Raw genomic sequence first — 17,033 nt, 5'->3', positions numbered from 1 at the left:
TCCGGCCTGCCGACTTGCTCGGCTCGCCGGAACGGCTTTTTGATTGATGCCGGAAAATGATCGCCATTAACGCTATAGTGCCAAAAACTCGTCCAAAAATCCGTAAAACCTTTCGGGGTCGCTCAAATGGACGTTATGATCCGTACCCGGCATTTCGCGCGCCATGCAATCGGATAGACGCCCTTTTGCCTTTTCCCATACGTCGTCCGGCATATTGTCACCGTCCTGCGCCCGGATCAGCAGCGTCGGGCAAGCAATCTCGCTCAGCCGATCGTACCAGTCGATATTGTACGCGATATTGGCGGCCATGGCTTGAGCGCCGAACATCATGCGATAGCCGTCCGGCGTTTCGATCAAGCTGTTCATAAAGTATTCATAGGCAAGCTCGCTGTCCAGTTCGCGGCGCATGAAATCGCGGGCCGCTGCACGATCGGAAAACGGCAGCGGCCAATCGACGGTCAACGGATCGACGGCAGGCAGCTGTTCCGGCGGCGTGTCGATCCGAACGGAAGGTCCTGCCGGCGTCTTATCAAGAAGCGCAATTTGGGATACCCGATGAGGATGCAGGGCTGCGACATGGGCGGCATTTTGCGCACCCATCGAATGCCCGATCAATATGCAGGTTTCGATTCCCAACGCGTCGAGCAGCTCGACCGCGTCTTCCGCCATCTCCTCGGCCGTATAGCGGGCAAGCGGCTTGCCGCTCAAACCGTGGCCGCGTTGATCCGGAGCGATGATCCGATACCGATCGCCGTAACGGCGCATCAGATCCGCCCACGTCTCTCCTCTTCCCCACCGGCCGTGCAGGCATAAGATCGCTGGCCCTTCGGTTTGCGTGTCCAGCACGAACAATTCGACCTGTTTTAAAACGATGCGTTTGCGATACAAAGTTACCACCATGACTTCCTCCATCATCTGTTTTTATCTAGTGTAACATTTTTGATCCACAAAAAGGAATGCATGTTCCCATAAGGAGGTACGAGCTTACATGAACAACGAAGAACCGATTGCCGGGTTCAAACACTGGCTGAAGCATGTGCTGGGCGTTGGCGATCATGTGACGATCAGCGGCAATTCGTAGGTCAAATGCAGTTGAAAGAGGGAAATCGGATCGCTAAAATAGGCAGTAATAGAGCTTAACGTTTGGATAAAAGAAAAACGGAACGAAAGGAGCAGCGATACGGATGGAATCTTGGAAACGCGGGAATTGGAACTCGTTAACGAAGGAAGAACGCCGCAAACAGGTCAATGGGCTGCTTGAAATGCTTCCTGCCGGTTTCGAATGGCTGCGGACGGAAACTTTCGAGCGGTTCGGACAAACCCGGGACGTCGAGGTTTTTGCTTGCAAAGGCCGCGAATTCGTCTTCGTGCCCGGAGATACGGCGATCGCGGGCTGGACGGGAATCGATAAACGGTCCGCCGGCGAGACGCCTGTACGTCAGCGGTTGCTTGCTCTTTTTGAAAAACAATTTCAGGGAACGTCGGAAGAAGCAAGCGCCTATCTGAGCAAGCTGATGTCTCCTGTTCGCGAAGTCACAATCCGGCCGCTGCTTGTCGAACGTCAGACTACGTCTGCCGGTTGGTATCCTTTTTCCATTGATGAACTGGACCCGGAGGAAGATGCCGATGTGCTTGAGGAGATCGAACGTTTTCGCGGCATGCCTCAACACAGCCTTGAAATCTACCAATACCTTCGACTGGAACGACACGGCGAAGACGTCCGGCTGTATCTGTTCGACGATAGCGAGACGTTCGAGGAATGGAGCGAAGTCGAGATCGAAGCCGGTTTTGCTTTGCCCACCGAAGATGAATGGGAAGTCTTGTACGGCGCAGGGGCTTCAACGCTCTTCCCGTGGGGCGACGGTATCGACGAGTCGATGCGCTTGAAGCATTTCGCACGGGGACCGCATGAATTGGAACTGCCGAATAGCCTCGGTTTATGTTTTCCCGGCGATCCTTATGTAAAAGAGCTTGTGCTTACACCTGGCGGCTATACGGGAAAAGGCGGCGACGGAGGCAACAACATCCACGGCGGGCTCGGCCCGCTGCTTGGTTATCTGCCTACCGCCACCGCTTTCCGCGATCCGCACGAGCAAGAATTGGATTGGCCGGATCTGCTGGACTGTCTCGTTTACCGGAGAATCGTTCGTCTATAAACGAATGGATTTAAAAAGATTCACTCAACCTAAAAACCGCCCGATTTCGCATACGGCGAAGTTCGGGCGGTTTGTCGAGCTCTTTTTTAGCGCGAAGTTGTTTAACGTCTTTTCAATTAACGAGTCGCTCCCACAGGAACGCGCTCGGTCGATGTTTCTTCCGATTCCGGCGACTTCGCGACTTCTTCGCCGCGCACCGTGTTCAATTCCTGTTCATTCTGATGAAGCTCTTTGAGCATATTCCGGTAAATGTGCGCTTCCTGGCGGTTTAACCCGTCGCGGTTCTCTTTCAAAATCCAATTTTCCATCGTCTTCTTCAGAATTTCGCTTTTCCGTTCCAGCACTTCCGTATAACCCAATTTGATTCATCCTTTCGGCTTGCTCGATTTCCGACGTCGGAGGAACTTTTCGATGTGCCATCCGGCGTAACGTTTACTATTATACGGGAAAGGCACTCGGTCCCCAACGATGGTCAGTCCACCTGAGACGGAGTGAGCCGGACTGAGTGCAGCAGAAGCCAACTGAGCGGAAGGGTTCGTAAAAGTGCGGCCATATGCTCCCGGATGCGGGGGTATACGGAATGGGAACGGGTTAAAAGTACAGCGGGATGGCTTAAGACCGAGTTACGACTTGTTCAGCGATAGCAATCAGTTCTTGGGCACTAAGACCCCAACAGGCTACGCATAAGAGCTGATCGTCGATCAAAACATGAACGACGCGGCGATACTCGCCGTCGATCGCCACCGCGGCATATCCGCCGATTTCGATATGCCGAACAGGTTCTTTGTAAGTGGATTCGGCATTTTGAATAAACGAAATCCCTTCGCCGGGCTCGACCTCCGACTGGACGATATAGTATTGTTTGCCGTCGTTCGCGAAGTAAGTCGCGGATTGCACGATACCGTAACCGTAATCTTTTATAGCCACGTTCGCAGGTTTAGTCGGAGTTCCGTCCGGTTCGATCAACACTTTCGGCAACCCTTTTTTCTCGGCGGGAATCGATGCAGGATCTACGTTATATTGTGGAGCGGCCGGATCTGGCTCAAGCATGGGTTCTTGGCCCGTCTTTTCCAACCCGCCTGTTTCTTCCGTTTGAATTTCCTGTACATCCGTCGCTTGTTCCGCGTACGCTTGATACCCCATACCGGCTCCGCTCAGCACCAATATTCCCGCCAATCCTGTCGCAATCCATCTTTCCTTCATATTTTCTCCTCCTGAATGTTGATACGCACACCCTATAAACGAGACACATCGCATCCATGTTATGGTCAATTCCCTTTTAAAAGAATATGAAAATCCATCCTTTTTTATTTGACCACCGGTTTACTATTTCTAACAAATAAATTCATAAAAACTATAGTAATCCCGACTAAATAGGTGTACAATATCGGAAATATCTAACCGAAAGCTTACATAAGGAAGTGCTTGATTATGATCTCGTTATCCCGTATCAACGTTACGTTCAACACCGGTTCGCGCACCGTCGTCGCCGCGCGGGACATCGATCTTCGAGTGGACGAAGGAGACGTGTTCGGCATCGTCGGTTACAGCGGCGCGGGCAAAAGCACGCTCGTGCGCGTAATGAACCTGCTTCAACGTCCCAGTTCCGGCGATGTGGTCGTCAACGGTCAGAAGCTGCTTGAACTGAAACCGAAAGAACTTCGCAGCGCACGCAAAAAAATCGGCATGATCTTTCAGCATTTTAATCTCATGAAATCCCGTACCGTCTACGACAACGTGCTGTACCCGCTCAAAAGCTCTCGCATGCCGAAAGCCGACAAAGATCGCAAAGTCCGGGAATTGCTTGAATTGGTCGGCCTATCCGATAAATTGGCTTCCTACCCTTCCCAGCTATCCGGCGGACAAAAGCAGCGTGTCGCCATCGCCAGAGCGCTCGCCAACGAGCCGCGCATCCTATTATGCGACGAAGCGACCAGCGCGCTCGACCCGAAGACGACGCTGTCGATTCTCGATCTGCTGCGCGACCTCAATCGGAAGCTTGGCTTGACCATCGTCATCATCACCCACGAAATGCAGGTGGTGAAGGAGATTTGCAACAAGGTGGCGGTGATGGAGGAAGGCGCGATCGTCGAGCAAGGCGATATCGTCTCCATCTTCAGCGAGCCGAAGCAGCCGCTGACGCGCGACTTTATCCATACGGCAACGCATTTCGGGCAGACCGTGGAAAAGATCATGTCGCATCCTTCCCTCGCACGTATGGGAGACGACGATGTCCTATGCAAAATCTCTTACGTCGGCAGCCGGACCAGCGAAGCGATCGTCTCCGATATCGCGACCCGCTTCGGCGTCTCGGCCAACATCTTGTTCGGCAACGTCGAAGTTCTTCAGCAAACCCCCGTCGGCAGCCTGATCGTGGTGTTGTCGGGCGGCCGTTCGGAATTGGAAAACGCTCTTGCTTATCTGCGTTCGCTCGACGTCACCGTCGACCGTCTGGACTCGCCGGAGAAAGCGACTCTCGGAGGTGAACGCATCGTATGAACGATTTTCTGAACCGTTATTTGCCCAATGTCATGGAAAATAAGTCGGAGATCTGGGAAAGCACCTACGAGACGCTGTACATGGTGTTCATGACCTCCCTGTTCTCCGCGATCTTCGGGATTGCGCTCGGCGTCATTTTGGTTGCGACCGACAAAGGCGGCATCCTTGCTAACCGATGGGTATACAGCATTTTGGAAAAAATCGTGAACTTCTTCCGCTCCGTGCCGTTCATCATCCTCATCGCGCTCGTCGTTCCGGTCACGCGCTTGATCACGGGAACGTCGATCGGAATGAACGCCGCGATCGTGCCGCTGGTGATCGGGATCGTGCCTTTTTACGCCAGACAGATCCAGAATGCCCTGCTTGAAGTCGATCCCGGCATTATCGAAGCCACGCAGGCGATGGGTTCGGGTCCGGTCGAGATCATTTTCCGTGTATACTTAAAAGAGGGACTGACCGGCATCATCCGAGCGTCTTCGGTCACGGTCATCAATCTGATCGGCCTGACCACCATGGCAGGCGCGATCGGTTCCGGCGGTCTCGGCAGCTTGGCGATCAACAAAGGCTACAACCGTTTCCAACTGGATATCACCTTTATCGCCACGATCTTGATTTTGCTGCTCGTATTCGTTTGTCAGTTTATCGGAGACTATTTCACGCGCAAATCCACGCATTAACGTCGAAACGTATCGCTTGGCAGAAAGCTTGGGATGGACGGCCGAACCGAAATTCAGGGCGCATCCCAATACCCAATCTAACGAAAAAGGAATGAAGCGCAATGGCAAAAGTCGAAAGTTTTGAATTGGATCACACGATCGTAAAGGCTCCTTACGTACGTCCTGCAGGGGTTGAACATGACGAGAAAGGCAGCACGGTGCAAAAATACGACCTGCGCTTCCTTCAACCTAACGAAGATGCGCTGCCGACGGCGGCCGTTCATACGCTTGAACATCTGCTGGCGACTTATCTGCGCGATGAGCTGACCGGGATTATCGATATTTCTCCTATGGGCTGCCGCACGGGATTTTACATGATTCTGTGGAACGAACATTCCCCGGAAGAAGTCGCGACCGCGTTGGAAAAAACACTGCGTCTCGTGCTTGAAACGACGGAAGTTCCTGCCGTATCGGCGCTGGAATGCGGCAACTATCGCGACCACTCGTTGTTCTCCGCACAGGAGTACGCGCGCCAGGTGCTGGAAGCCGGCATCAGCCGCGATCCGTTCAACCGGGTATTTTAAGCCATGATCGCCATCGATCTCACGGGACAAAAAGTCGTCGTGACCGGGGGCGGATCGGGTATTGGTGCCGCAATCGTGGAATTGTTTCTGGAGAGCGGCGCGAGAGTGATCTCCGCCGACCTCCGTTACAACGAAGACTATGCGGAGACAGGCGAGCGTTTTGCACAAACGCGGCTCGACCTGTCGAACACCGATGACGTGGAGCGCTGGTTCGATACTGTACTGGAACGCGAAGGCGTGCCGGACGTGCTCGTCAACTGCGCCGGGATCTCGACCATGGATTACGTGATCGACAGCCGCACCGAGGATTGGGAAAAGGTATTCGCGATCAATTCGACCGGCTTGTACGTGGCGTCCAAACGGGCGGCACGGGCATTGTCCGAAGCGGGCAAACCGGGCAGCATCATTCAGATGTCTTCCCAAGCAGGCAAAAACGGCTATCGCGCCATGGGCGGTTACTGCGCGTCCAAGCACGCCGTACTGGGACTGACCAAAGTGATGGCGGTTGAGCTGGCTGCGAAAAATATCCGCGTTAACGCCGTATGTCCGGGCATCGTGGAAACGGCCATGAAGCATCGCGAGCGGATCGAAGGCGGCCTGATTCGCGGCATGACGGCGGAAGAGATTTATGAAGAAGATTGTTCGCAGGTACCGCTCGGCCGAACCGCGCAGCCGCGCGACGTCGCGAATGTGGTATTGTTCCTCGCAAGCCCTCTCGCATCCTACATGACGGGGCAAGCGATTAACGTAACCGGCGGCATGACGATGCATTGATCAATCGGATTGCAGCAGACCGGGGCGAACCTTTAAACGATCTCGTTCTTTTGCAACCGCTCGCTTTCGTACATTACCGATTGAACGCATTACACTTCTATACACAAAGAATAATTCAGGGGGAATTACAGATGAAAAGACAATGGTTTGCAGGCATGGCACTGAGCGCTTTGGTTGTTCTTGCAGCATGCGGCAGCAACTCGGCAGGCAGCGGCGCAAGCGCCGTCGCCGCGGACGGCACACAGACGATCACTGTCGGTTCGATGGGCTCGGACGCTCAGATCTGGAAACACATCGCGGATTCTCAAGCAGCCAAAGACGCCAAGCTGGATATCAAGGTCAAAGAAATCGACGGCGGCGTGGAAATGAACAATGCGACAAAAGAAAAAGAAGTCGACGTGAACGCGTTCCAGTCATGGGCGTATCTCGTAAGCTATAATAAAGACAGCGGCGCCAACCTGACGGCAATCGCGACGACGTACCTGGAGCCGATGGGCATCTACTCCAGCAAAATCAAAGACATCAAAGACGTTCCCGACGGCGCGCTCGTGGCTCTGGCGGACAACCCGGCCAACACGGCGCGCGGACTGCTGCTGCTGCAAGCAGCCGGTCTGATCGAGCTGAAAGACGGATTCGATGTCGGCACGGGCAGCACCAACGACGTGACGAGCAATCCGAAAAACCTCAAGTTCGAACTGATCGACGACACGACGGGTCCGCGCGTCATTCAAGACGTCGACCTGGTGTTGATCGGCAACACGATCGCGCTCGAAGGCGGATTGAACGTGCTGGAAGACTCCCTGTTCCACGAAGAAGTGTCCGTAGACACGAAAGCCAACATCAACGTGCTGGTCACGACCGAAGACAAGAAAGACGATGCAGGTCTGCTCAAACTGGGCGAACTGTATCACAACGAAGACACGCAGCAGTACATCAAGGATGAATTCGGCGGCACGAAAGTAGATGTCAACGAGCCGATTTCCTACTTGGAAGAAAAATAAGCTTCAAACGTTTGAAAAGAAATCCGTCTATAAGAGAGGTTCGATCATGAAAATCGCTGTTATCTGTGCCATGCAAGAAGAAATTGCACCTTTTCGTATCAATTCGGACATTACCGGCCGCGAAGTCATGGGTAAAACCGTGATCGAGCATGCCGTTCGCGAAGGCCGTGAGCTGCTGCTCGTCGAGAGCGGCATCGGTAAGGTTAATGCGGCGGTAGCCACAACGCTGGTCGCTGATCGCCATCGTCCCGATCTGATTATCAACACCGGTTCGGTCGGCGCATTCGACGCGACGCTGAAAGTCGGCGATGTGGTTATCCCGACTTCGTACATTTACGGCGACGTGGACGCGACCTGCTTCGGCTACGCTTGGGGTCAAATGCCGCAAATGCCTCCTTCCTACGAAATCGACGCCGCTTGGCTGGAACGCCTGCGCGTTATCGCTCAAGAAGAGCAAGGCAACCTGCCTTACCGTCTGGACTTCGGTCTGGCACTGACGCTGGATTCGTTCATGAGCGAAGGCGAACGCGTTCAAGGCATTCTGGAGAAACTGCCGGATACGAAGGTGTCCGATATGGAAGGCTTGGCGATCGTGGAAGTCGGACAGCGTTACGAAATCCCGGTTATCGCCGTGAAATCCGTATCCGACATTGCCGGACACGGCGCAGAATCGGCTGACAGCTTCGACGAGAACGTCGAGCTGGCCGGGCGTCATGCGGTTCATTTTACGGAGTTTTTGCTGCGGAGCCTAAGTTCGGAAGTTGCGACGGCCGAACCGCAAGCTTAACCGCGGCACCGGTTTTCGCCAAATGGCACGCGGTTCACGCCAAAAACCGCCTGAATTCGCGCAAAGCGAGCTTAGGCGGTTTTTCGGTTGTCCGCTTCATTTTCCCAACATGCATCGAAGAATCAACTTCCGCGATCAACGGCATGATTCAGGATATCTCCTATAGCATGCAAAAGCTGATCTGCAAGTTCAAAGCGTAAGAGTAGTCGTTCGCCTTATTACTCCAGCTCCCGCATCAGTTTCATGATCTGCCGCGTCGTATTCACGTTGCGCACCGTCATCTGGGCATATAGTTTTGATCCGATGAGCTTGTTCATGCCGCTGCGCCCCGCATCTTCTCGATTCACCGAATACAGAAGCGCGCGCGGCGCGGTCAGCAGCGTCCCGACGCCCGGCGTCAGCGGAAGAGCCGACGGAGCGTTCGCTTCGTCCACCTCGTCCCATAAGAAAAACACGTCGCTTTTCATCTCGCCGCCGTTGCTCCAAGACTCCGGCAGCACGTCGCAAACGGCCTGCATTTCATCCAGACTGCGAATCAGCACCCGGATGCGCAGATCGAATCGCGCTTCGATCGCCGCTTCCAACACCGGTACCAGCTCGGCTTGGGAAAAGGTATCGTTCGAGAAAACGATATTGCCCGAGTTGATATATGTTTTGACGCGTTCCATCCCTGCCGATTCGAACACGGCCTTGAGCGTTTTCATATCGATTTTGTTGTTGCCGCCTACGTTGATGCCTCTAAGTAAAGCGATGTAGATCATAGTGTTTTCTCCTTTTCGGCTCAGGTTCAAGGTGAGACGAGATAGATGCGTAATGTTCGTTTTTCTTAGTATAGCGGCAGCGCGTTCCAAAACGAAGAAGGATTTTACGACGGATGCCTACAAAATAAGTGCTGTCGTGCAATTATTCAAACGAAAAATCGGGAATCTGCCGCAAAAAAAGACTGTCCCGAGCGCCGTGATTCGGTGCCAGGACAGTCTCTTTTCGATGATTCCGAACGTTCAAGTCAAGCTTAAGGCTGCGCATCTTCCTTCGTCACGAGCTTCAGCGGCGCGGGAATGGAAGCTTCCACTTCTTTGCCTTCCAGCACGTCTCGCGCGGCGTCCACGGCCAACTGTCCGATCAGCTCCGGCTGCTGGGCCACCGTTGCGGTCAGCTTGCCGTTTCGGATCGAAGTCAGCGCGTCGTCGTTGCCGTCGAAGCCGACGACCGGGATATCTTTGCCCGAACTTTCGATCGCTTCGATCGCGCCGAGCGCCATTTCGTCGTTATGAGCGAACACGGCCTGTACGTCCGGATTGCCTTGCAGCAGGTTTTCCATAACGGTCAATCCTTTGGTCCGGTCGAAGTCGGCCGCCTGGCTGGCAATCACGTCAAGCTGGACATCGGCAACTTCGTGGAAGCCGCGTCCGCGTTCACGGGTCGCGGATGCGCCGGGTACGCCTTGCAGCTCGATCACTTTGGCGCCTTCGCCGATCTGCTTCACCAGATACTCGGCCGCCATCTGGCCGCCTTTTGCATTGTCGGACGCGACCAATGCTTTGACGTCGCCCTGATCCGCGGAACGGTCCAGCGCGATGACCGGAATATCCAGCCCGTTAGCCGCTTGCACGGCGGAAGAGATCGCGGCCGAGTCGGTCGGATTCACCAGCAGCGCGTTCACGCCCTGTTGAAGCAGATCGTCCACGTCGTTGCTTTGTTTCGCCGAATCGTTCTGCGCGTCGACGACGATCACTTCAATGCCCAGCTTTTGCGCTTCCGCCGTTACGCCGTCTTTGAGCGAGACGAAGAACGGATTGTTCAAGGTCGAGATCGACAAACCGATTCTGATTTCGCCGGAGTTTCCGGACCGATCGCTTCTGGCCCAGGCCGGCGGCTGCATGGAGCAGCCCGCGAGCATCAGGACCACCAGCAAAGCGGCTAATGTAGTCGTTAATTTTTTCATGGGGTCACCTTCTTTCTGTTTTAAGCCGACCGCTTGCGGTCGATCAGCACCGCGATCAGGATCACGACGCCTTTGACTACCATCTGGAAGAACGAAGACACGCCGAGCAGGTTCAAGCCGTTGTTCAGCGTCGCGATGATCAGGGCGCCGATCAATGTGCCGACGATCCATCCGCGTCCGCCCGTCAGGCTGGTTCCGCCCAAAACGACCGCCGCGATCGCGTCCAGCTCGTACGATTGTCCGGCCGTAGGCTGCGCGGAATTCAGACGGGACATCAGGATAGCGCCCGCCAAAGCGGACAGCATGCCGGCCAGGCTGTAGATCATGATTTTGACGCGATGCACTTTGATGCCCGATACGATTGCTGCTTTTTCGTTACCGCCGATCGCGTACGTTTTGCGTCCGAAAGCCGTTTTATGCAAAATAATCCACAGTACCGCGAATACGATCATGGTAGTGATGGCCGGAACCGGAATTCCCAAGAAATAACCGCGGCCGAACAATTGGAACGACATATCGTCGCCCAAACCCGTGATCGGATTACCGTTGGTATAAACGAGCGTTAATCCGCGGAAAATCGTCATCGTAGCGAGCGTGGCGATAAACGGCGCCATTTTTCCTTTCGTGATCAAGAGGCCGTTGATCGCGCCCATGATCGCGCCGGCGATACAGCCGATCAGGATCGCGAGAATCGGATCGACGCCGGCCAGCATCAGGTTCGCGACGAATGCGCTGGATAATGCCAAAATCGAACCGACCGACAAATCGATGCCGCCGGTCAAAATCACGAACGTCATGCCGAACGCGATCAGCGCGTTAATCGCCACCTGGCGCAGCAGATTCAAAATATTAAGCGGTTCCATAAATGCCGGATTCAGGATCGACACGATCATGACCAGGATGATGAAGCCCAATAAAGGACCGAGTTTTTGCGTGACCTCCGATAATTTGAAGCGCTTGCCCGTATCGGCCGCGGAAGCTGATTTTTGCATCTTATTGTCCCCCTGTCGCTAAAGTCATAATATTTTCTTGCGTCGCTTCGCTGCCTGTAAGCTCTCCGCCGATATGGCCTTCATGCACGACGATGATTCTGTCGCTCATGCCGAGCACCTCCGGAAGTTCGGAAGACACCATGATGATCGCCACGCCCCGGTCGGTCAGCTCGTTGATCAACTGATAAATTTCCCGCTTGGCTCCTACGTCTACGCCGCGCGTCGGTTCGTCAAGAATAAGCAGGCTGGGCCCGATGCCGATCCATTTGGCGATAACGACTTTTTGCTGATTGCCGCCCGACAAACTTCCGGCCGGCGTTTCGGCGGATTGCGTTTTGACTTGGAGGCGCTTGACCAGCGTGTCCACGAATTCTTTTTCTTTGCGGGAAGAAATAAAGCCTTTGGACGTGAAGCTGAACAGATTCGGCAGCGCCATGTTTTCGCGGATCGAGAAGTCGAGCACGAGACCTTCGTCTTTGCGGTCTTCGGTGATAAAGCCGATGCCGTGCCGCACCGCGTCTTCCGGACGGCGGATATTGATCTTTTTGCCTTTGAGCATGATTTCTCCGCTATGCAGCTTATCCAGACCGAAGATCGCGCGCATGATTTCCGTGCGTCCCGCGCCCATCAGCCCCGAGAAACCGACGACCTCTCCCGCATGAACCTTGAAGCTGATATTTTCGAACAACCCTCGCCGGGTCGCGTTTTTCACTTCCAACACCACTTCGCCGGGCTTCGGATTCCGCTTCGGGTAACGCTCGGTCAGCTCGCGTCCGACCATCTTGCGCACGACCTCGTCGAAGTTCGTCGCCGGGATGTCTTTCGTGTCCACCGTAATCCCGTCGCGCATCACCGTGATCCGGTCGCAAATCGCGAAAATCTCTTCCATCCGGTGCGAAATGTACACGATGGAAACGCCTTCGGCTTTGAGCGCGCGAATGACTTCGAACAGCTTGACGATCTCGCGTTCGGTCAATGCCGCCGTCGGCTCGTCCATGATGATCACTTTCGCGTCGGTCATGAGCGCCTTGGCGATCTCGATCATCTGCTGCTGTCCGACCGAACAAGCACCGGCTTCGCGATTCAACGGCAGATCGACGGATAAGCGTTGAAGCTGCTCGCGGGCCAAACGTTTCATTTTTCGCGTATCGAGCAGGCCGTAAGGCAGGTTCAGTTCCCGGCCGATAAACAAATTTTCGAGCACGGTCATTTCCGGCCAAATATTCAGCTCCTGATGGATGAACGTGATGCCCTGCTTCTCGGCTTCCCCGGGATTCGAGAAAACCGTTTCTTTGCCGTCGACCGTGATTTTGCCTTCGTCCAGCGCGTGAAGGCCCACCAGGATATTCATCAAGGTAGACTTGCCTGCGCCGTTCTCGCCCATCAGCGCATGGACTTCGCCTTGTCTCAGCTCGAAATCGACGCCTTTCAGCACCTGGTTCGTGCCGAAGGCTTTATGAATGCCGTGCATTTCGATATGCATGCCGCTTCCTCCTATTCTTGAGTGCCGAACCAAACGCCCGCTTGCAGGATGCAGTTGGCATAAGGCTTGGCTTCGCCGGTCCGTATCACGACTTTGGCTCCCGAGGTCCGCTTTTTGAATTCTTTATGGCTGCATGATTCGATCTCGGCTTTTCGGAAGGTATCGACCGTAAAAGCGTAGGCGGATTCGTTTTGCGCGACCATCTCTTCGGCGATCGTCACTTTCTCGATTTCCATATCGGCGGCTACGATCTCGACGACCTGCTCGAAACCGGGAACGCCGTAGGTCAACGCCAGATCGATCTTGGGCACGCCCGCCGGAACCGGAAGCCCCAGGTCGGCGATGACGATATAATCGGTATGCCCCAGGTCGGCCAACACTTTGGAAATATGGCTGTTCAAGATGCCGTTCTTTTTCATGCCAGCGCCTCCTCGACTTCCTGCCGGGTCGGCATGCCGCCCTGCGCGCCGAAACGCGTGACCGACAACGATGCCGCCCGGTTGGCAAAACGCAAACTGTCCGCGATCCCTTGTCCTTCGGCCAGAGCTACCGCGAAAGCCGCATTGAACGTATCGCCGGCTCCCGTCGTATCGACCGCTTCGACCGGGTAAGAAGGAACGACCGCCTCTTCATTGCCGTCGAAATAACGAACGCCGCGGCTTCCTTCGGTCACGATCAGGCGATTCGGATACTTCCGCAGGCTTTTGCCCAGATCCGCTCCGTCGAACAAAAGGCTTGCTTCATGTTCGTTCGGGGTCAAGTACGCGCTGTTTTCGATCACTTCGGCTTCGACCGGACGGGCAGGCGCGGGATTCAGCAGCAGCGGCACGCCGGCCTGCTTGCAGATGCGGCTGACGAGCAGCACGGTCTCGGCCGGAATTTCCTGCTGGATCAGCACGATATCGGCCTGTTCGATCGTGGCGCGAGCCTTTTCCACGTACTCGGGCGTTACTTCGCGATTGGCTGCTTCGACCACGATGATGCTGTTGTCGCCTTCGGCCAAAATGATATGCGCCGTTCCGCTTTCGCAATGTGTAACCGGTTCCACATTATTCACAAGAACACCGTTCTGTTTCAGGTTATCCAAAATCGTTTGACCCAACGCATCGTCGCCGACCCGTCCGATCATGGACACTTCCGCGCCGAGTCTGGCCGCGGCTACCGCCTGGTTGGCTCCCTTGCCGCCAGGTACGGTCTTGAAGCTTTCTCCGAGTACCGTTTCTCCCGCCCCCGGCCGTCTGGAAGACGTAACGACCAAGTCCATCGAACAGCTTCCGACCACGACGACGCGTGCGCGTTTGTTATTAGAGATGCTCATGTTCATTCCCGCCTTTTCTATATAGGTTCCGTTATGGCCGAAGAAGCTGTTCAGTACGGCTTCTCCGGCTTCGCGCGCGTGCTGCCCCGTTCGATAAATTCGACGGGCATCTGGATGTTGCGCAGTTCTACCGTTTGTTCCTCGATTAATTGAATCATCAATTCCGCCGCCTTGTAGCCCATATCGTAAGCGGGCTGGCGGATCGTCGACAGCGGCGGGAACAGCAGTCCGCTCAGCGGAATATCGTCGAAGCCGATAATCTGCACGTCCTCCGGCACCTTTTTGCCTAACCGAAGAGCTTCGTGCAGCACGGCGATCGCCGCCATGTCGTTGCTGGCAATGACGCCGTCGACATCCGGAACCGTCTCGAACAGCTTTTTCGCTTTTTGCTCCGCTTCATGCAGCGCGAACGAATCGGTAGAGATCACTTCGTGCGAAACGCCGTGATCCTGAAGCACCTCGACGGCGCCCTGAAAGCGGTCCTGCGCCGGACGGATATGCGCCGGGCCTTGCAGCACGGCGACGCGCCGGCTGCCGCGATCGATAATCTGCTGCGCCGCGATTCGCCCGCCTTCGCGTCCGTCCGCGTAGACCGCGGGGCGGTCGCTGGAGATCCGATCCAAAAACACGACCGGTATTTTCAGTCTGCGATAGAAATCCATGCTCGGAAAATTCGTGGACGAGATAATGCCGACCACGTTATTTTGCACGAATGTCTGGATGTAATCGCGTTCTTTTTGTTCGCTTTCGTCGCTGTTGCCGAAGATCAGGCGAAATCCGCTTTCCTGCATGCGATCTTCCACGCCTCGGGCAAGCTGCGGGAAATACGGGTTCGTGATATCGGGCAGCAGCAATCCGATCAGTCTCGATTTGCGCTTGTACAGGGAGCGGGCCACCTCGTTGGGCGTGTAATTCAGTTCCTGAATCGCTTTTTCCACCATACGGCGCGTATCTTCATGCACATAACCGGTTTCGTTAAGTACCCGCGATACGGTAGCTACCGATACGCCGGCGTGTTTTGCGACATCTTTTATCGTGACCATGCTTTTCACCTCGAATAGGTAACCGGTTACACATAAGGTATCACAAATTTTAACCGCTTTCAAGCGTTTTTGTTTTTCGGCTTTTTTTTCGGTCCCGGTGCTGCATTCCATTCGGCATAACGCCGAGCGCTGTACCACCTTTTCACAAAAAAGAAACCCGTTCGCATCCGGTTTCAGCCGGTAACGAACGGATTCTTCAAACGTGTTTCTTCTATTATATATGATAACGCGGGAAAGGCGCAGGCGATCCTTATGGGGTGATCAGACCGCCTGCACCGGGTTTCCCGCCAATACCACCGTTGCGGAGCCGCCGTTGAAGATCGCGCCGATATTTTCGAGCGACGTGATGACCGCTTTGCTGCCCGGACGGCTTTCCGCGAAGGAAATGGCCGCTTGGACTTTCGGCAGCATGCTGCCCGGCGCGAATTGATCTTCGGCGATCCAAGCTTGCAGTTGGTCGATCGTCACGTTTTCCAGCTTCTCCTGGTTCGGCTTGTTGTAGTTCACGTAGACATTGTCCACGCCGGTCAGCAGGAACAGATAATCCGCTTCGACCAGATTCGCCAGGTTGGCGGACGCGAAGTCTTTGTCGATGACGGCTTCCACGCCTTCATAACCATGGGCCACTTTTTTGACCGGAATACCGCCGCCGCCTGCCGATACGGTCACGTAGCCGTTTTCGATCAGCGTTTTGATGATCGGGTATTCGACGATCGTTTGCGGTTTCGGGGACGGCACGACTTTGCGGTAACCGCGGCCCGAATCTTCGACATAGATTTCGCCAGTTTCCGCCGACAGTTTTTCCGCTTCTTCTTGCGTGAAGAACGGACCGATCGGCTTCGTCGGATTAGCGAACGCCGGATCGTTCTCGTCGACGACGACCTGCGTCACGATCGAAGCGACCTGCTGGCTCAGACCCGCTTCGGCGATCGCTTCGTTCATCGTGTTTTGCAGCCAGTAACCGATACTGCCTTGCGTCATCGCTACGCACGTATCGAGCGGCAGCGCCGGGTTCTTCTCGGACTGCGCGATCGACTGCTGAAGCAGCAGATTGCCGACCTGAGGACCGTTGCCGTGGCTGATGATCAGCTGATGCCCCTGCTTGATCAATTCGATCAGCTGCTTGCTGGTGTGACGCAGCGCTTCGATCTGCCCCTGCGTCGAAGGATCTTCGTTCAAAATGGCGTTACCGCCCAATGCGACTACGATTCGTTTTCCCATAATTGCCTCCATTTTAGCTTTTCTTAAAAAAGTAAGCACACCCATTAGACTGTCGTTTCCCGAGGTTGCTCCGTATGCTTGATTCTTTTCGATCGCTGCGGCAATCTGCTGTTCGTCTTCGCTTTCGATCGCTTTGAAAAGGTTGATCCACTGCATATTGGCATATCCGTCGAACAGCGCTTGGTAATAAGCCAGGCTGATATCCGTGGTCGAGCGATGCTGAAGCGACTGCCGGGTCAAATCGGTGATCGTCGCCTTGACGCCCGTGATTCGTTCAAACAAGATCATCCCCTGCAAAAAGTCGTCGCCCGAAGGCGTCAAGCCGACTCCCGCACCGATCAAAGGCTGAAGCGAAGCGGCAGAAAACGAATCGGATCCGTCAACGAAGCGGATATAAGCCTGTTCGAGCGCTGCCGAAGCGAAGCCTGATTTCTTCTGAATTTCCGCTTTTTCAAGTTGATGCAGCAAAGTGCTGCGGTTCAACTTGTCGAGCCTGATCTGCGGAATAGACAAATCGACGATACGAATAGACAGTACGGTTAGCGTGATCGGCATCGGCCTGATATAACAGGTA

The 17,033-nt window shown here is 54.8% G+C and carries 18 protein-coding genes and 1 pseudogene; 7 read left to right on the top strand and 12 right to left on the bottom strand.

Annotated features, from left to right (window positions below; all coding sequences use genetic code 11):
* Positions 1 to 72: 72 nt before the first annotated feature.
* A complete protein-coding gene (locus HRQ63_RS13725; protein ID WP_216673932.1) occupies positions 73 to 900 on the bottom strand; it encodes an alpha/beta fold hydrolase in 828 nt (275 codons plus the stop codon).
* Between the two features lie 284 nt (positions 901 to 1,184).
* Here HRQ63_RS13725 and HRQ63_RS13720 point away from each other — a divergent pair, with 284 nt between their 5' ends.
* Positions 1,185 to 2,156, top strand: coding sequence for a hypothetical protein (locus HRQ63_RS13720; protein ID WP_172244606.1), 972 nt, complete (start codon positions 1,185 to 1,187; stop codon positions 2,154 to 2,156).
* A gap of 116 nt (positions 2,157 to 2,272) precedes the next feature.
* Here the strand turns inward: HRQ63_RS13720 and HRQ63_RS13715 are convergent, their stop codons facing one another.
* Both HRQ63_RS13715 and HRQ63_RS13710 read right to left on the bottom strand, forming a co-directional pair.
* Positions 2,273 to 2,515, bottom strand: a complete 243-nt coding sequence (locus tag HRQ63_RS13715; RefSeq protein WP_172244604.1) for a hypothetical protein — start codon at positions 2,513 to 2,515, stop codon at positions 2,273 to 2,275.
* 253 nt (positions 2,516 to 2,768) lie between these two features.
* Entirely contained in the window at positions 2,769 to 3,359 is a 591-nt protein-coding gene (locus HRQ63_RS13710) for a hypothetical protein (RefSeq protein ID WP_172244602.1), read from the bottom strand.
* 228 nt (positions 3,360 to 3,587) lie between these two features.
* Between HRQ63_RS13710 and HRQ63_RS13705 the strand changes: the two genes are divergently transcribed.
* From HRQ63_RS13705 to HRQ63_RS13680, 6 genes are all read left to right on the top strand, one after another.
* A complete protein-coding gene (locus HRQ63_RS13705; RefSeq protein ID WP_172244600.1) occupies positions 3,588 to 4,655 on the top strand; it encodes a methionine ABC transporter ATP-binding protein in 1,068 nt (355 codons plus the stop codon).
* Entirely contained in the window at positions 4,652 to 5,332 is a 681-nt protein-coding gene (locus HRQ63_RS13700) for a methionine ABC transporter permease (RefSeq protein WP_172244589.1), read from the top strand. Before HRQ63_RS13705 ends, HRQ63_RS13700 begins: the two co-directional genes overlap by 4 nt.
* Before the next feature lie 101 nt (positions 5,333 to 5,433).
* Positions 5,434 to 5,895: an S-ribosylhomocysteine lyase gene (locus HRQ63_RS13695; protein WP_037290750.1), complete on the top strand. Its 462-nt coding sequence runs from the start codon at positions 5,434 to 5,436 to the stop codon at positions 5,893 to 5,895.
* A 3-nt stretch (positions 5,896 to 5,898) separates the two neighbouring features.
* Positions 5,899 to 6,669: an SDR family NAD(P)-dependent oxidoreductase gene (locus tag HRQ63_RS13690; protein ID WP_172244587.1), complete on the top strand. Its 771-nt coding sequence runs from the start codon at positions 5,899 to 5,901 to the stop codon at positions 6,667 to 6,669.
* Positions 6,670 to 6,800: 131 nt separating this feature from the next.
* Positions 6,801 to 7,670, top strand: coding sequence for a MetQ/NlpA family ABC transporter substrate-binding protein (locus tag HRQ63_RS13685; RefSeq protein ID WP_172244585.1), 870 nt, complete (start codon positions 6,801 to 6,803; stop codon positions 7,668 to 7,670).
* 46 nt (positions 7,671 to 7,716) lie between these two features.
* Positions 7,717 to 8,457, top strand: coding sequence for a 5'-methylthioadenosine/adenosylhomocysteine nucleosidase (locus HRQ63_RS13680; protein ID WP_172244583.1), 741 nt, complete (start codon positions 7,717 to 7,719; stop codon positions 8,455 to 8,457).
* 218 nt (positions 8,458 to 8,675) lie between these two features.
* Here the strand turns inward: HRQ63_RS13680 and HRQ63_RS13675 are convergent, their stop codons facing one another.
* The 9 genes and pseudogenes from HRQ63_RS13675 to HRQ63_RS26180 form a co-directional block, all read right to left on the bottom strand.
* Positions 8,676 to 9,218: a DUF1697 domain-containing protein gene (locus HRQ63_RS13675; RefSeq protein ID WP_172244581.1), complete on the bottom strand. Its 543-nt coding sequence runs from the start codon at positions 9,216 to 9,218 to the stop codon at positions 8,676 to 8,678.
* Between the two features lie 251 nt (positions 9,219 to 9,469).
* Positions 9,470 to 10,402 (bottom strand): ribose ABC transporter substrate-binding protein RbsB, encoded by a 933-nt coding sequence (gene rbsB, locus HRQ63_RS13670; protein ID WP_172244579.1) that lies wholly within the window; start codon positions 10,400 to 10,402, stop codon positions 9,470 to 9,472.
* Between the two features lie 20 nt (positions 10,403 to 10,422).
* The gene (gene rbsC / locus HRQ63_RS13665; RefSeq protein ID WP_172244577.1) at positions 10,423 to 11,394 is read right to left on the bottom strand and encodes a ribose ABC transporter permease RbsC; all 972 of its coding nucleotides are present in this window, start codon (positions 11,392 to 11,394) and stop codon (positions 10,423 to 10,425) included.
* A 1-nt stretch (position 11,395) separates the two neighbouring features.
* The gene (locus tag HRQ63_RS13660) at positions 11,396 to 12,877 is read right to left on the bottom strand and encodes a sugar ABC transporter ATP-binding protein (protein ID WP_172244574.1); all 1,482 of its coding nucleotides are present in this window, start codon (positions 12,875 to 12,877) and stop codon (positions 11,396 to 11,398) included.
* Positions 12,878 to 12,888: 11 nt separating this feature from the next.
* The gene (gene rbsD / locus HRQ63_RS13655) at positions 12,889 to 13,296 is read right to left on the bottom strand and encodes a D-ribose pyranase (RefSeq protein ID WP_172244572.1); all 408 of its coding nucleotides are present in this window, start codon (positions 13,294 to 13,296) and stop codon (positions 12,889 to 12,891) included.
* The gene (gene rbsK, locus HRQ63_RS13650) at positions 13,293 to 14,195 is read right to left on the bottom strand and encodes a ribokinase (protein WP_172244561.1); all 903 of its coding nucleotides are present in this window, start codon (positions 14,193 to 14,195) and stop codon (positions 13,293 to 13,295) included. Before rbsK ends, rbsD begins: the two co-directional genes overlap by 4 nt.
* Positions 14,196 to 14,245: 50 nt before the next feature.
* Complete coding sequence (locus tag HRQ63_RS13645) at positions 14,246 to 15,238, bottom strand: LacI family DNA-binding transcriptional regulator (protein ID WP_172244559.1); 993 nt, start codon at positions 15,236 to 15,238, stop codon at positions 14,246 to 14,248.
* A 261-nt stretch (positions 15,239 to 15,499) separates the two neighbouring features.
* A complete protein-coding gene (arcC, locus tag HRQ63_RS25945; protein WP_229714199.1) occupies positions 15,500 to 16,459 on the bottom strand; it encodes a carbamate kinase in 960 nt (319 codons plus the stop codon).
* A gap of 42 nt (positions 16,460 to 16,501) precedes the next feature.
* Positions 16,502 to 17,014: pseudogene (locus HRQ63_RS26180) on the bottom strand (oxamate carbamoyltransferase subunit AllH family protein); the annotation flags it as partial.
* Between the last annotated feature and the right edge of the window lie 19 nt (positions 17,015 to 17,033).

The organism is Saccharibacillus endophyticus (assembly GCF_013185185.1).
Classification (GTDB): Bacteria; Bacillota; Bacilli; order Paenibacillales; family Paenibacillaceae; genus Saccharibacillus; species Saccharibacillus endophyticus.
This window is presented reverse-complemented; position numbering and strand designations above follow the sequence as displayed.